Annotated in this window: 14 protein-coding genes; 3 read left to right on the top strand and 11 right to left on the bottom strand. The window is 51.5% G+C overall.

Going from position 1 to position 14,365, the window contains the following annotated elements; all coding sequences use genetic code 11:
* Nucleotides 1-15 precede the first annotated feature (15 nt).
* Nucleotides 16-411: a winged helix-turn-helix transcriptional regulator gene (locus AC0YNW_RS09835; RefSeq protein WP_475831795.1), complete on the bottom strand. Its 396-nt coding sequence runs from the start codon at nt 409-411 to the stop codon at nt 16-18.
* Between the two features lie 142 nt (nt 412-553).
* Between AC0YNW_RS09835 and AC0YNW_RS09830 the strand changes: the two genes are divergently transcribed.
* The gene (locus tag AC0YNW_RS09830) at nt 554-1,765 is read left to right on the top strand and encodes an MFS transporter (RefSeq protein WP_475831794.1); all 1,212 of its coding nucleotides are present in this window, start codon (nt 554-556) and stop codon (nt 1,763-1,765) included.
* Between the two features lie 63 nt (nt 1,766-1,828).
* On the top strand, nt 1,829-2,671 hold the full coding sequence (locus AC0YNW_RS09825) for an aldo/keto reductase (protein ID WP_475831793.1): 843 nt from the start codon (nt 1,829-1,831) through the stop codon (nt 2,669-2,671).
* A 261-nt stretch (nt 2,672-2,932) separates the two neighbouring features.
* Here the strand turns inward: AC0YNW_RS09825 and AC0YNW_RS09820 are convergent, their stop codons facing one another.
* The 9 genes from AC0YNW_RS09820 to AC0YNW_RS09780 all read right to left on the bottom strand — a co-directional run bounded on the left by AC0YNW_RS09820 (nt 2,933) and on the right by AC0YNW_RS09780 (nt 12,711).
* Nucleotides 2,933-3,496, bottom strand: coding sequence for a hypothetical protein (locus AC0YNW_RS09820; protein ID WP_475831792.1), 564 nt, complete (start codon nt 3,494-3,496; stop codon nt 2,933-2,935).
* A gap of 40 nt (nt 3,497-3,536) precedes the next feature.
* Nucleotides 3,537-4,514 (bottom strand): ABC transporter ATP-binding protein, encoded by a 978-nt coding sequence (locus tag AC0YNW_RS09815; RefSeq protein ID WP_475831791.1) that lies wholly within the window; start codon nt 4,512-4,514, stop codon nt 3,537-3,539.
* Nucleotides 4,511-5,506, bottom strand: coding sequence for an ABC transporter ATP-binding protein (locus AC0YNW_RS09810; protein WP_475831790.1), 996 nt, complete (start codon nt 5,504-5,506; stop codon nt 4,511-4,513). Before AC0YNW_RS09810 ends, AC0YNW_RS09815 begins: the two co-directional genes overlap by 4 nt.
* A 25-nt stretch (nt 5,507-5,531) precedes the next feature.
* On the bottom strand, nt 5,532-6,377 hold the full coding sequence (locus tag AC0YNW_RS09805; RefSeq protein ID WP_387469992.1) for an ABC transporter permease: 846 nt from the start codon (nt 6,375-6,377) through the stop codon (nt 5,532-5,534).
* A 5-nt stretch (nt 6,378-6,382) separates the two neighbouring features.
* Nucleotides 6,383-7,291 (bottom strand): ABC transporter permease, encoded by a 909-nt coding sequence (locus tag AC0YNW_RS09800; RefSeq protein ID WP_387470545.1) that lies wholly within the window; start codon nt 7,289-7,291, stop codon nt 6,383-6,385.
* 88 nt (nt 7,292-7,379) lie between these two features.
* Complete coding sequence (locus tag AC0YNW_RS09795) at nt 7,380-8,960, bottom strand: ABC transporter substrate-binding protein (protein WP_475831789.1); 1,581 nt, start codon at nt 8,958-8,960, stop codon at nt 7,380-7,382.
* Between the two features lie 150 nt (nt 8,961-9,110).
* Nucleotides 9,111-9,563, bottom strand: coding sequence for a MarR family winged helix-turn-helix transcriptional regulator (locus AC0YNW_RS09790; protein ID WP_475831788.1), 453 nt, complete (start codon nt 9,561-9,563; stop codon nt 9,111-9,113).
* 195 nt (nt 9,564-9,758) lie between these two features.
* Nucleotides 9,759-11,531: a glycerophosphoryl diester phosphodiesterase membrane domain-containing protein gene (locus AC0YNW_RS09785; protein ID WP_475831787.1), complete on the bottom strand. Its 1,773-nt coding sequence runs from the start codon at nt 11,529-11,531 to the stop codon at nt 9,759-9,761.
* A 79-nt stretch (nt 11,532-11,610) separates the two neighbouring features.
* On the bottom strand, nt 11,611-12,711 hold the full coding sequence (locus AC0YNW_RS09780) for a branched-chain amino acid aminotransferase (protein ID WP_387470000.1): 1,101 nt from the start codon (nt 12,709-12,711) through the stop codon (nt 11,611-11,613).
* 136 nt (nt 12,712-12,847) lie between these two features.
* On the opposite strand from AC0YNW_RS09780, the gene AC0YNW_RS09775 reads away from it, so the two are divergent.
* Nucleotides 12,848-13,753: a LysR family transcriptional regulator gene (locus tag AC0YNW_RS09775; protein ID WP_475831786.1), complete on the top strand. Its 906-nt coding sequence runs from the start codon at nt 12,848-12,850 to the stop codon at nt 13,751-13,753.
* Between the two features lie 23 nt (nt 13,754-13,776).
* Here the strand turns inward: AC0YNW_RS09775 and AC0YNW_RS09770 are convergent, their stop codons facing one another.
* The gene (locus AC0YNW_RS09770) at nt 13,777-14,352 is read right to left on the bottom strand and encodes a TetR/AcrR family transcriptional regulator (protein WP_475831785.1); all 576 of its coding nucleotides are present in this window, start codon (nt 14,350-14,352) and stop codon (nt 13,777-13,779) included.
* Nucleotides 14,353-14,365: the final 13 nt, after the last annotated feature.

Genomic DNA, 14,365 nt, shown 5'->3' with positions numbered 1-14,365 from the left:
TCGCCGTTCTGCTCTCTACCCGTTCGTCTTGTCTTTATTGTTCAAAATATTATCCTCCAGAACGGCAAACTTGTCGCCGTATTCCCGGATAATATGGAGTTCTCCCCAATTGCACAAGGCATCCAGTATGGAGCGAAGGCTGTTGCCGTATTCGCTAAGCTCATATTCAACCTTGGGAGGCACCTGATTATAGACGATCCGGTTCACGATTCCGTCATCCTCCAGCTCCCTAAGCTGCTGTGTCAGCATCTTCTGCGTAATGCCGGGCATAAGGCGCTTCAAGTCGCTTGTCCGTCTCTTGCCATATGTAAGATGGCACAGGATGACGCACTTCCACTTGCCGCCAATGACCTCCAGCGTCGCTTCGACCGAGATGTTGTATTTTTTCTTAAGTACCGCTTCTTTGGTCATCCTTTCTCCTCCTTGCCATACGCTATGGGTACTTTTCAGTGCCTATATCACTTGAAAGTACGTACTGTTCATTTTGATCTGTGTCATTGATAATAGCACTTACCGGCCGGATATCACAATATGACAGAGTAGGAGTGGACCCATGACAACAGAGAAAAAAAGAAGTACGTTGGCGCTGCTCGCTTTGGCTGTCAGCGCCTTTGCAATCGGAACAACCGAGTTTATCAGCGTGGGACTGCTTCCGCTCATTGCCGATGACCTTCATATATCCGTCACCACCGCTGGGCTGACTGTGACACTATATGCGCTGGGCGTTATGTTCGGAGCACCGGTGCTTACGTCCATGACCTCCCAAGTGTCCCGGAAGACGCTGCTCTTCTGGATTATGATCGTTTTTATCGCGGGTAATATACTCGCTGCCACCGCAGGAAGTGTGGCTGTCCTGCTTACTGCGCGCATCATATCGGCATTGTCGCACGGCGTCTTCATGTCAATCGGCTCCACGATTGCCGCAGACCTCGTACCGGAGAACCGCCGGGCCAGCGCGATCTCTATTATGTTCTCAGGCTTGACCATCGCCACTGTAACGGGCGTGCCGCTAGGCACCTTCATCGGTCAGCAGCTTGGCTGGCGTGCGGCCTTTGTCGCGATTGTCGCGGTAGGCGTGATCGCTTTGCTGGCGAATATGCTGCTTGTCCCATCCAATCTTAGGAAGGGAGCCAAGGTGCGGCTCGGCGACCAATGGAAGCTCGTAACGAACGGACGGCTGCTGCTTGCCTTCTCCATTACGGCTTTAGGCTACGGCGGCACGTTTGTCGTCTTTACCTATTTATCCCCGTTGCTTCACGATATAACCGGATTCAGTGAACGGTCCGTAGCCGTTATCCTGTTGCTCTACGGAATCGCTATTGCCATCGGCAATGTCATCGGAGGCAAAGCCGCCAACCGCAAGCCGACCCAAGCGCTCTTCTACATGTTTGCTGTTCAGGCGGTGGTCCTAGTCATTCTGACGTTCACCGCACCGTTTAAAATCGCTGGACTAATCACCATATTCTTTATGGGCTTGTTCGCCTTTATGAACGTTCCGGGGCTGCAAGTCTACGTCGTCATGCTCGCCGAGCGTTTCGCACCCGAAGGGAAGGATGTGGCTTCCGCGGTCAATATTGCGGCCTTCAATGCCGGCATTGCAATCGGCGCTTACCTCGGTGGTGTCATCACCGATTCCATTGGCCTCATCCACACGACTTGGATCGGAGCCATTATGGTGGGAGCCGCCGTCATACTGACGGGCTGGGCTCGTGTTCTGGATACACGGGACCAGGCGTCAGCGCCAGCATCTCAAAGAGTCGCTTAATTAGCAGCATACATCGTCTATACATTTACATTAACTCACACAACTTACTGGAGGAATAGGATCATGATAAAACATTTGCAGGATACGGTAGCATTGCACAATGGCGTCAAAATGCCAGGGTTCGGACTTGGCGTATTTAAGGTAGAGGAAGGACCAACTGTCGTTCAAGCGGTGAAAGCCGCAATCGCGCACGGCTATCGGAGTATCGATACAGCCGCCATCTACGGCAACGAACAGACCGTAGGTCAAGGCATTCGCGAAGCATTAGCGGAGAACAACCTGACGAGAGAAGATATCTTCGTGACATCTAAAGTGTGGAATGCAGATCTGGGATATGAAGCCACCCTGGCCGCTTACGAGACAAGCCTTCAGAAGCTGGGACTCGACTACCTTGATCTCTACCTCATCCACTGGCCCGTGCAAGGAAAATATAAAGACGCATGGCGCGCGCTGGAGAACTTGTATGAAGCCGGCAAGGTAAAGGCAATCGGCGTCAGCAACTTCCAGATCCATCACCTCCAAGATGTAATGGCTGATGCGAAGATCAAGCCGATGGTCAATCAAGTGGAGCTTCATCCGCGCCTGACGCAGAAGGAGCTGCTGCACTTCACGAGAGAGCATGGGATTCAACTGGAGGCGTGGTCGCCGCTGATGCAAGGCGAACTGCTCGATAACGAGGTATTGACCGAGATCGGGGCGAAATACGGCAAGTCCGTCGCACAAGTGATTCTGCGCTGGGATGTGCAGCACGGCATCGTCACGATTCCAAAATCGATCAAGGAGCATCGCATTATCGAGAATGCCTCCATCTTCGACTTCGAGCTGAGCCCGGAAGACATGACTCGCATAGATGGACTGAATCAGAATCACCGTGTCGGTCCAGACCCTGATCATTTTGATTTCTAATCCGAAATCATTTTCTAATCATCCAAATTCCTATGAAAGACGCCACTCCTTGCCGGGAGTGGCGTCCTTGTCATATTCTTTATCAGCCGGCACAATACTGCATGTTGCACTTACGCCGCTCGCTTCTTATGTCCATTAACAGGATCTCCGATGTAACATAAAGAGGGTCGCAACGGGCCTTACCGACCATTGCAACCCTCTATCCTATAATCATCTCTGTTAACTATTCATACGTATGATTTATCGTTTGTTTCTTTCGCCTCAAGCTCCTAATGAACTCAAGTACGACTCAAGCTCCGAGCGGATCACAAGCGTCAATTGCCTAGACTTAGCAGCATCGTTGCCGAGAGCCTCTGATGGTGCAGAAGCTTCCTCTAGCACAGCTGCGGATTCATCTCTCACTAACAATGCTTCCCTGTCCAACTCCACACCGCCTTCTAGAAAAGCCCAGTTGACAGCTATCGTAGCGTTCAGCAGTTGCAGTTGCTCCTCGCTCAGCTTCACCTGCTCAATCAAACCAGGAGATGCCGTGAAGTCCACACCCGCCTCCAGGCCGAACCGTTCTTTCAGCCAAAGCTGTACGCCGCCGGGTGTACTAAACTTGATCCGGTATCCGAATCGGATGGCGTCTTCCAACCGTTCGTTATGTTCATGGGCATAGGATACAAATTCATCATAGCTGTAATATTGCGCCTCAGCCACCTGTAAGGAAGTAGTGTCGCCTGTAGCAGCACAACTCAGCAGTTCCTCTTCAGAAACGCCAAATCGGCGTGCACGCTCTAGCAGAATTGCGGTCTGCTGCGATAGTTTTACACGGTTGCTCATCCTAGTCCCTCCTTCTACTCTTTCTAATTGATAGGTTAGATCAATGATGCAAGTGACAAGCCGCAAAATGTCCGGGGGCAATTTCGAGCAATTCCGGCTCCTCTACGCCACAACGCCGAAACGCAAATGGACAACGCGTCCGAAACTTGCAGCCAACGCCGGATTCCATCGGACTTGGCAGCTCGCCCTGCAGTAGCCGATCAGCCGCAAATGGCACCCTTGGGTCAGGTACTGGAATAGCGGCCAGAAGCGCTTGCGTATAGGGATGCGCAGGACGGGCATACAATTCCTCACTAGTCGCGACTTCCACCAGCTTACCCAAATACATGACACCGATGCGATTCGAAATATGACGCACCATCGATAGATCATGCGCGATGAACAAATACGTCAAGCCAAGCTCGTCCTGCAAATCCTCCAGCATATTTACAACCTGAGCCTGCACTGACACATCAAGTGCCGAGATTGGCTCGTCGCATAGTACAAATTGCGGATTGGAAGCAATGGCTCTTGCAATACTGATGCGCTGTCTCTGGCCGCCACTGAATTCATGCGGATACCTTTCCATATGCTCTTGCTTCAGCCCCACTTTGCCAAGCAGTTCGACTACCCGGTTACGGCGTTCCGAGCGGCTAAGGTCAAGATGGATTTCCATCGGCTCGCTAACGAGCTGAAGCACATTCATCCCAGGATTCAACGAGGAATAAGGGTCCTGGAAGATCGCCTGCATCTTCTTGCGATAAGGCTTCAGTTCCTTCTCACTCATAGCAGCCAGATCGACTCCATGATATCGGATTTCCCCGTCGGTAATATCGAACAGACGAATGACACTGCGTCCCGTCGTCGACTTGCCGCAGCCTGACTCCCCCACAAGACCAAAAGTCTCGCCGCTGTCGATATGGAAGCTGACGTCATCGACCGCTTTAAGCACTTTCGTCGTTTTGCCGAAGAGCGACTTCTCTATCGGGAAATGCTTCCTCAATCCGCGAACCTCTATTAAAGGTGTATTGCCGCTCATGCCATCCCCTCCGATCGCTCGCATAGCTTACCTGCCGAGTGCCAGCACATCGAGCGATGGCCTGGCTTTGATTCAAAGTAAGGCGGCAACAAGAGGCACTGATCCGTCGCTTTTGGACATCTTTCCATGAATGGACAGCCCGATGGAGGATTCAACAAATTCGGCGGCGTGCCGTCTATCGGAACGAGCCGCTCACGCTTGCCTTCCCGCGGTTTTGGAATAGAGCGGATAAGCCCTTGCGTATAGGGATGCTGCGGCGACTCGAATATATCCTCTACTCTTCCCTCTTCCATAATCAGACCGCCGTACATAACCATAACACGCGAGCACACTTGCGCTACAACGCCGAGATCATGCGTAATGAGCAGCACGGAGGTGCCTGTTGTACGGCACAGCTTCTTCATTAGCTCCAGAATTTGTGCCTGGATCGTCACATCAAGCGCTGTGGTCGGCTCATCGGCAATGAGCAGCTCCGGGTTGCAGGAAAGGGCCATCGCAATCATGACACGCTGCCGCATACCGCCGCTGAATTCATGAGGATACTGGTCTATTCTGGTCTCTGGCGAAGGAATACCTACTTCTTCAAGCCACTTGATCGCTTGGCGGCGTGCTTCCGACTTACTCAGCTTTTGATGGCGACGCAGCACCTCGGTCAACTGGGAACCAATCGTAAGCACCGGATTGAGCGAGGTCATCGGGTCCTGGAAGATCATAGCGACCCGATTGCCCCGTATCGTCCTCAGCTTCGCCCCAGACATCCGGGTTACGTCGTCTCCGCGCAACTTCACTTCACCGCCAACGATCTGACCGGAGGGCGGCATAAGCCGGATAAGCGATTTCGCCGTTACGCTCTTGCCGCTTCCTGATTCTCCTACTATGCCGACCATCTCCCCTTCACCGATCGAGAAGCTGACGCCTCGCACAGCCCGAACCTCGCCGTCTCGGGTAAAGAACGAGGTGCGCAAATGATGAACAGACAACAACTCAGCCATGCTCCTCACTCCTCTCGTTCATCGTTTATTGCCGGTTCGCTTTCGGCTCGAATGCGGCGCGGAATACGTCACCCAAGTAATTGAAACATAATACCGTCATCAAAATAAGCAATCCTGGGAATAAAGCCAGCGTCGGATGATCCCCGATATGGCCCTTGGCATTGTTCAGCATGCTTCCCCAGGATGCATGCGGCGGGTTAATACCCAGCCCCAGGAAGCTCAGAGCAGACTCCATCATAATCACTCCCGCTATATTAACCGTGGCGGCAACGATAATGGTCGGAACGATGCTTGGTATGATATGCCTTGTAATAATTCGGAACGCGCTTTGGCCCGAAACCCGGGCATACAACACATACTCCCGTTCCTTCACCGATATCGTCTCCGCTCTCACAATCCGCGAGATGGACATCCAACTGAGCAGCCCAATCATCAGTACAATCGTTACGATATTCGGCCTCATATAAGCATTCAGAATGAGCATCAGGAAGAAAGTCGGTACCGACATCCCGATATCGACGCTCCGCATGAGCAAGCTATCCGTTTTGCCGCCGAAATAACCACTGATCGCCCCTACTGTCGTCCCGATCACAAGCGATACCAGCATAGCAAGCACGCCAACACTAAGTGACACTCTAGCGCCATACAAGGCACGCGCGAAGTAATCGCGCCCGTTGTCATCCGTTCCGAACCAATGGTCCGCACTTGGCGGCAGCAGCCGCTTGTCCAAATGAATCGTGTTGGGATCATGTGCCGCCAGCGGCGCGGCCAATGCAACCACTATAAGTATCGCAAGTACAATCAACGCGATCAAAGCCGACTTCTGCTCCAGAAGCTGCTTCGTAAGAAGGCGCCATCTCATCCGGTTCATCCTGTTCACCTCATCGATTTAATGCGGGGATCAACCACGCCGTACAGTACATCCGCAAGCAAGTTGCCGAAGATCAGCAAGAAGGACGACATCATCGTAATGCCCATAATCATCGGGTAGTCCAAAGCGAAGACCGCGTTAATGCCGAGCGAGCCCATGCCCGGCCATGAGAATATACTCTCGACGATGAACGCTCCCGTAATGATCTCGGGCAAGGACAAGCCGAGTATCGTAATGACCGGAAGCAGTACGTTGCGCAAGACATGCCGAAACAAGACCGTCATTCTCGTAGAACCGAAAGCGTATTGAATCTGTACGTAGTCTTCTTCAAGCTGACTGATCGTACTGGAACGAATATAGCGCATATAGACCGCAATGTTCGTTATGCTGAGAACAAGGCACGGCATAATGCCATGCAGAATAACGTCCCACACAGAATTCACACCGATCGTTCGCATACCGATGCTTGGCAGCCAGTTCAGCTTCAAGGAAAAGAAATAAATAAGAATCATCGCAAACCACAGGCCTGGCAGCGAAATACAGATATAGGCGAGCAGGCTGAGCACCCGGTCAATGAGCTTATTCTTATTCAGCGCCGAGATGAGTCCGAATAGAACGCCAATAATAAGAGAGAGGACTAGCGACGAGCCCATCAGACCGAGCGTCGCCGGAATGCGCTCCACGATCAGATCAAGAACCGGACGGTGATTGATTAAGGAATAGCCCAAGTTTCCAGTCAGTACGTTCTGCAGCCAATAGATGTATTGCTGATACAAGGGCTGATCTAGTCCCATGCTGGCCCGAATTCGTTCCACATCCTCTGGACTCATGTTGGGCGTAACGAACGACATCACGGGATCTCCGGGAGAGAGCCTAATTAGCGCGAATGATACAAGGGATATAAACAGCAGCATCGGAATAAGTTGAAGCAATCGTCGCAATATATACTTTCTCAACTGTTACTCCTTCCGGACAGCGCTGTTTGCCTATCCGCTTTAGTCATTACTTTTTGTACAGCTTGGAGAAATCATCGAACAGCACAACCGACTTCGGTACCGCTTCATCCAACCCGCCGAATTTCGAATCAACAGCGATAATCGTATTTCCGTAAGCGATCGGATAGGTGGATACTTCCTCTGCCGACAGCTCCTGAATTTGCTCATAGAGCTTGCCGCGCTTCTCCGCATCCGTCTCGACAGCAGCCTCATGCCACATCTGATCGAATTCCGCATTCTTGTAATGCGAATAGTTATACGCCGCGTCGCTTAGATAAAGCACCTTGTACGCGTCCGGCTCGAAGCCCATGCTGTAACCGCCAAAGGACATATCGTAATCGGTATTGTCCTTGTTCAGTGCTTTCTGGCCAAGCGCCGCCCCATCCAGCGGTATCAATTCAACCTGAATGCCTGCTTCTTTCAGTTTCTGCTGAAGGTAAAGCGCCATATTGGTTTCCGGGGTGCTCGCATTGAAATAAGCGAATCGGATGGTCAGCCCTTCGGCACCTGCAGCTTTCAGCATGTCCCTGGACTTGTCCGGATCATAATCATACGTTTTCACGCCGGTCTTCAGATGAAGCGTTCCCGGCGAGAAGATCGACGTTGCCGGAATCGCAAAATCAGTGGAAGAGAAGCCGGCTTTAATCAATTCCTCTTTATCAATCGCATGGACGATGGCCTGACGCACCTCTTTATTTTTCATGACATCGATATTCAAATTGAAGACCATCGTTGTCACGCCGCCAGATGGGAACATGAGGATGTTTGCTTTGCCGGAGGCATTCACTTTGTCATAGTCCTGCGGCTCGATTCTCAGCAGATTCAGCTCTCCATTCTGAAGCGCCAGCACCGCTGAACTATTGTCCTTCGCCACACGGAAGGTGATGGAATCCAGCTTTGCTTTCCCATCGTGATAATGGTCGGAGCGCTCGACAAGGACATATTCGCCGGCCCGGTATTCCTTAAACTTGAATGGCCCAGAGCCTACCGGATTGTAGTTCTTCTCGCTTTTCTCTAAGTCCGCTTCACCTTCGTAGATATGCTTCGGAATGGGGCGAATCTGAACAAGGGAGCTCTCGAAAGCAGCCGATGCTTGGGGCAATACGAATTGAACCGTACGATCGTCTACCTTGCTCACCTCGATCGGCTTGCCTTCCAACACGAAAGAGCTGCGGAAGTAGCTGTGCTGGCTCTCGTCTAATAAGCTGTTGAACGTAAAGACAACATCATCGGCCGTCAAAGCTTGTCCGTCATGCCAGAGAAGCCCTTCTCTCAGCTTCAGCGTGAACGTTGTCAGATCATCTGAAGCCGTCAAGCTTTCGGCCAATACGAAAGTCTGTTTGCCGTCATTCACGCTGATTAACGGCGCGAACAGGGCATTGCCAATCGTAAGGGACATGCTGTCTCCCGCATAGATGGGGTTGAACGTCTTCGGATCGTCTTTGATTGCAATAATTAAATTGCCTCCCTCACCTGATCCAGAGCTTCCCTGATTGCCGTCTGCCGCAGGCTTGCTGCATGCGCCGGCCACGAGCGATAAGACCAGAACGACTACCAACATCATCCATGAACTTTTGTTTTTTTCCATCTTTCTTCCTCCTAGTAGATCAAAGAATAGGTACAATCGACTGACACCAAGCCTCTAGTTGTCCAGCAGGCAAGAATACCCCATAATTCTAAGATGATTACTTGGTTAAACGGTAAAAAAAAGTTCATATCACGCTTATGTATAAGACGCTTAGTCTGTCTTTTCCCGAAGCACATTGTCCAGAATATGCTCCAGCTTGTTCAAGCCGTTCACGATGTCCTCCAGGTCCTGCTGCGATGCATTCTTCACGAATAGCTGCTGGAAATCGGTTACGTTCGCCCGAATATCGTTCATTCGTTCATTCGCCGTCTCGGTGAGCTGAATCTTGACGACTCGCTGATCATCCTTCATTCTGACACGGGTTACCAGATCCATGTTCTCCAGCCGCGAACAAACAGCCGACACATTGCTGTCCACCATATTCAGCGCAGCGCCAATATCCCCTACCCGCAGAGGTCCTTCTTTCTCAAGCAGAAGCAAAATATTAATCGTTGAGCCTGTCAAATTGTGCGGAGCATAGAATTGATTAATAATTTTCGAGTGCTTCGTATCGATTACCCGCAGCAACCCGCCAATCTGAATACAATAATCGACTAAATTCATGGCGTCTCCTTACATGCTTCCATTTATTTATCATGATAAATATTATTGCGGTAATTAAATAGTAAATGCTCCCTTCGTCCCCGTCAATCCTTTTCCTATATTTATGTTACAAAAAAAGACATCCCCCCAGAGTTTAACCTGAGGAGGATGTCTTCCTTTCCTTGCTATCACGATAACCATCCGATAAGGCAAGGCTTAAAAATTAAGCTCCACCATCGACTGTGCCAGCACCGGATAGTCCGTAATGATGCCGTCAATCTGGAATTTCAGCACTTCCTTCATATTGCGCCTCGTATTGACCGTCCATACCCACACCTCGCGGCCAGAGGCATGCGCTTGCTTAACCAGTTGATCCGTCAGCATCACTTGCTCGATCGTATAGAAGTCGACGTCGAGCGCAGACAGATTGCCGAGCGCAAAGTATAAGATCTGCCCGATCTTAATATCCGGCGCCAGCTCCCGAATCTGCTTCAGCGAGTAGCTGTCGAAGGACTGGATATAGACCTCCTGCTCCATGCCGTAAGCCTGAATCAGGTTGACTACCTCCCTGACCAGATCGTCGCCAGGTCCGTACGGCTTGAGATCAAGCAGCAGCTTGATGCGCCCTTGCGCTTCAGCCAGCGCGTATGCCAGCGTTGGAATATGGATCGATTCCAAATTCTCATCCTGCCCGATGGCCAGCCGGCTGAGCTCCTCATAGGTCAGCTCGGATACGCGCTCAGGTACGCCAGCCATCCGGCGCAGGCTGTAATCATGATGAAGCACGGCTATGCCGTCTTTGGTCATTTGAACGTCAATTTCCACCGACTGAATTCCCTTGTCAATCGCCGCCGTAATGGATGGAATGGAGTTCTCCGGAGCATTCTCCGCATCGCCGCGATGCGCCGAGATCAGTACATTCCATTTCGCGTAGACGAGACTGTCATTGGCTCTAATCCCCACATAAACAGCCAGCCCGATGTAGACGACCGCAATGGAGGCATAGATGAGGCTCGTCCGCTTTCTCCCCCTCAGGAAGGCAGCGAATCTCTGCTCCAGCTTGCCCAGCCTGCTCTGGTAGATATGCAGGTGATCCTTCGGCTTCTCTCCCTTCGTATGTCCGAAATAATAGAACAGACGCGTCAAGAAGATAATATTGATCGGCATAAGAAGCAGTGCGAACATATAAGTCAGAATGGTGGACAGCGTCAAGGAGTAGTGGTTCGTGAATGCCTTAAGCACGTTCATATCCATCCAAGCCGGCAAATAGGAAAGCGACGAAATCGCCAAAAAACCGGTGCCGAATACGACCGCATTCAGCACGAACAGCCAGAAGAAGAGCTGAAGCCTTCTCCCCCTCGTCAAAGCTTGGCTGCTGCGGATCGCTTCGGTAATGGACTTGCCCTCCAGCACGATATAATGGAGCACGAATATCCAGCGCAGCACGGTGTAAAGCACAACTAACATAAGCAGGACATAGACAATCGTCATCGTGTAGGAGGCGTCGAGCACCCGGCTTTGCATGAAGATCGGAAAATTAAACAAAGCATAGAAAGAAGCCGATAACGGCGAATCGATAAAGGGAATCAGCACCAGCAAGAATACGAGCAGCTGAACAATACCGAATCCAAGCAGCCGCGGCGTCTGGCGCAGCGTCGTGAGAAGCGCATCGGCGATATTGACCTGCTTGCCGAAGTAGCGTTGCTGAACAAGAATGACGAGAACGCATAATTCGATGAACAGCGCAAAAGAAGCGACCAGGCCGATCATGACAAGCCCGAGCACTCCTTCATAAGTGTAGCCCAGCCGGTATACCTCGCTGTTCAGCAGCGAGCCAGAGCCGACTACGGTTAATATTCGGTTGAAGATAAACGTAATAACCGGAATGATAATGATGCTCGTAAGCAGCATATACAAATATTCAAAGAGCAGCAGCTTGGTGTATGAGGTTCGGAAATCGCGAATGCTTCTGCCGAGCAACCTGAGCATGTGAATTCATCCTATCTGTGGAAGATGGTTACACACCCATTATACCCTCCAAGCCGCTGCTCCTTGAAGTGATTTTTCATTAACGTACGGATTCGTTCTTGCCAGCGCCTACTTCTTGCGTCCAGCCGAACGGATCTTCCACCGTTCCATACTGAATGCCCGTTAGCGTATCATACAGCTTGTTCGTCAGCTCGCCTGTAAGGCCTTCGCTGATCACCAGCTTCTGGCCGCCCCAGTTCACCTCGCCGATTGGGGAAATAACAGCAGCCGTTCCCGTGCCGAATGCTTCCTCCAGCAAGCCTTGCTGAGCCGCTTCATAGATCTCGTCAATGGACAATCTTCTTTCTTCCACCGTGATGCCCCAATACTTCAACAGCTGAATAACGGAGCTGCGCGTGATGCCCGCAAGAATGCTGCCGTTAAGCGCCGGAGTCACGACCTTGCCGCCGATCTTGAAGAACACGTTCATGCTGCCAACTTCTTCAATGTACTTATGCTCTGCTCCGTCCAGCCACAGCACCTGCGTATAGCCTTGCTCCTTCGCGATCTGCTGCGACTTCAAAGCCGCGGCATAGTTGCCCGCCGTCTTCGCTTCGCCTACGCCGCCGACCATCGCACGTACATAATCGGATTCCACGTAGATTTTCACGGGATTCATGCCTTCCGGATAGTACGCTCCTACCGGAGACATGATGATAATGAATTGATAGTTCTCGGATGGAGCGACGCCCAGCGTTGCTTGGGTTGCGATCACATATGGACGAATGTAGAGCGATGTCCCGGACTCTGTCGGAATCCAGTCGGCATCGACTTCAATCAACCGCTCCAATGCCTCGACGGCCGTGTCGATATCCAGCTCAGGCACGCTCATGCGATCGTTGGAACGATTCATGCGGGCGAAGTTGTCACGAGGGCGGAACAAGCGAATCCGTCCATCAGCGGTCTTATACGCTTTCAGCCCTTCGAAGATCGTCTGGCCGTAATGAAACACTTTGGCAGCCGGGTCCAGTACGATCGGCTGATACGGGATAATGCGCGGGTTATGCCACTCCCGCTCCACGCTGTAATCCATAATGAACATATGATCGGTGAAATGAATGCCGAATCCAAGCTGATCTTGCGGCGGCTTTGCTTTCTTCTGTGCAGTCGTTTCTACGCTTATCGATAGGCTATGAGTCATGAGAGTCCAGCTCCTTCGTTCCATACATTGTGATTGAATACTATCATCTTCTGAGGTATATATAAAATATCTAAACTATTCATCATCCATACCTTTAAAGTATGTCAAAAAGGTTGTTCAAAAGGAGAACATGACGATGGACATCCGGCAATTAAAATATTTTCTCGCTATCGCACAGGAAAAGCAAATTACACGCGCAGCCAAGCTGCTGCATATGGAGCAGCCTCCCCTGAGCAGGCAGCTCATGCTAATGGAGGAGGAACTCGGAGCCCAGCTGTTCGAGCGCAGCCGCAAGCAGCTTACTCTGACCGCTGCCGGAGAGATGCTCAAGGAGCGCGCAGAACAATTGCTGCTGCAGCTTGACGAGACCATAAAGGAAGTGAAGGAAATCGAATCCGGTGTGCGGGGCACCCTATCGATCGGGGCCGTCGTATCCTGCGTCTCCATTCTCCCGAAGCCGATCCAGCTGCTGCGGGAGTCCTATCCCCAGGTTACCTTCAAAATTTCCGAAGGCGACCACTTTATTATGGGGCAGCTGCTGGAGAAACGATCCGTCGAGCTCGTTATCTCGCGGCTTCCGTTCGAAACGAATATTTTGCCGGGCAAATTAGGGGTTCTCCCGCTGCCATCCGATCCCTACGTAGCGCTTATGCCGTCATCGTGGGCTCCGTCTACGGCGGACAAGAGCATCAGCATGGAAGAGCTTGCGACTTATCCGCTGCTGACGCTGAAGACGGACAAAACCACGCGTATGCATGAGCAGGTGGTCAACGAGTTCAGACGGCACGGCATCGAACCTACGATCATATGCGAATGCTCCAGCGTCGCCATTATCATGTCGCTCGTCGCTGCCGGGATCGGAGCTACCGTCTTCCCAAAATCGACGCTTTCGTCATTTCCGCTTGAGGCTGTGACGATGCTGACGATACGCGATGCCGACTTCCAATCCGAAGTTGGTATCCTATGGCTGAAGGATCAGCGCCTGTCGAGACGCGCCCAGCACTTTATTGAGTGCTTGCTGTCGGCGGATTCGGAGGGCTGAATGGAACTTTCATTCAGCTCCGATTAAGCCCGCTCCCCCACCAAGCCGTAAAAAAACATCTCCATTAGCTGATCGATATAGGCACTTGGGTCCCGGCCATGCTTCTCCGCCCACAGCCTGCCCAGCTCATTCTGGTACATGCCAAAGTACATCGCAATCCCTTCGTCCGATTGCTCCTTGCGGATGTATCCTTCCTGCTTGCCCAGCTCGACATATTGCCGAAATAAAGCCGCAAGCTGCTCCTCGGCATAACGCTCCATATCCTGCGCCATTCCGGTCTGCTTAAGCTCTTCCGTCAAAATCTTCACGTTGCGGGCTTCAAGCGTCATAATTTCCTTCGTCTTCTCCGGAAATGCAGCCTCCGACGCCAGAATGTCCCGGTACCGGGCCAGCTGCTTGTCCATCCAATGACGCAGCATAGCTGCCGCCAGCTTTTCCTTTGTCCCAAAATAATTATAGATTGTCGCGGGAGATACTTCGGCCTGCTCCGCGACTTCATTGACGCTTACGTTCTGATATCCGTGCTGAGAGAATAGTAGATTCGCAGCTTGAAAGATTTGCTCAATCTTCCCATTTTTCCTGCGCTCAAATCCATTCATAGCTTCACCTCTT

The sequence above is a fragment of the Paenibacillus sp. J31R120 genome, assembly GCF_056269225.1.
Note: the sequence above shows the minus strand (reverse complement) of the source record. Positions and strands in the feature narration are given on the sequence as shown.

Coding starts and splice junctions, on each gene's coding strand:
- AC0YNW_RS09835 (WP_475831795.1), bottom strand. CDS start 411: ATGACCAAAGAAGCGGTACTTAAGAAAAAATACAACATCTCGGTCGAA.
- AC0YNW_RS09830 (WP_475831794.1), top strand. CDS start 554: ATGACAACAGAGAAAAAAAGAAGTACGTTGGCGCTGCTCGCTTTGGCT.
- AC0YNW_RS09825 (WP_475831793.1), top strand. CDS start 1,829: ATGATAAAACATTTGCAGGATACGGTAGCATTGCACAATGGCGTCAAA.
- AC0YNW_RS09820 (WP_475831792.1), bottom strand. CDS start 3,496: ATGAGCAACCGTGTAAAACTATCGCAGCAGACCGCAATTCTGCTAGAG.
- AC0YNW_RS09815 (WP_475831791.1), bottom strand. CDS start 4,514: ATGAGCGGCAATACACCTTTAATAGAGGTTCGCGGATTGAGGAAGCAT.
- AC0YNW_RS09810 (WP_475831790.1), bottom strand. CDS start 5,506: ATGGCTGAGTTGTTGTCTGTTCATCATTTGCGCACCTCGTTCTTTACC.
- AC0YNW_RS09805 (WP_387469992.1), bottom strand. CDS start 6,377: ATGAACCGGATGAGATGGCGCCTTCTTACGAAGCAGCTTCTGGAGCAG.
- AC0YNW_RS09800 (WP_387470545.1), bottom strand. CDS start 7,291: ATGCTGCTGTTTATATCCCTTGTATCATTCGCGCTAATTAGGCTCTCT.
- AC0YNW_RS09795 (WP_475831789.1), bottom strand. CDS start 8,960: ATGGAAAAAAACAAAAGTTCATGGATGATGTTGGTAGTCGTTCTGGTC.
- AC0YNW_RS09790 (WP_475831788.1), bottom strand. CDS start 9,563: ATGAATTTAGTCGATTATTGTATTCAGATTGGCGGGTTGCTGCGGGTA.
- AC0YNW_RS09785 (WP_475831787.1), bottom strand. CDS start 11,531: ATGCTCAGGTTGCTCGGCAGAAGCATTCGCGATTTCCGAACCTCATAC.
- AC0YNW_RS09780 (WP_387470000.1), bottom strand. CDS start 12,711: ATGACTCATAGCCTATCGATAAGCGTAGAAACGACTGCACAGAAGAAA.
- AC0YNW_RS09775 (WP_475831786.1), top strand. CDS start 12,848: ATGGACATCCGGCAATTAAAATATTTTCTCGCTATCGCACAGGAAAAG.
- AC0YNW_RS09770 (WP_475831785.1), bottom strand. CDS start 14,352: ATGAATGGATTTGAGCGCAGGAAAAATGGGAAGATTGAGCAAATCTTT.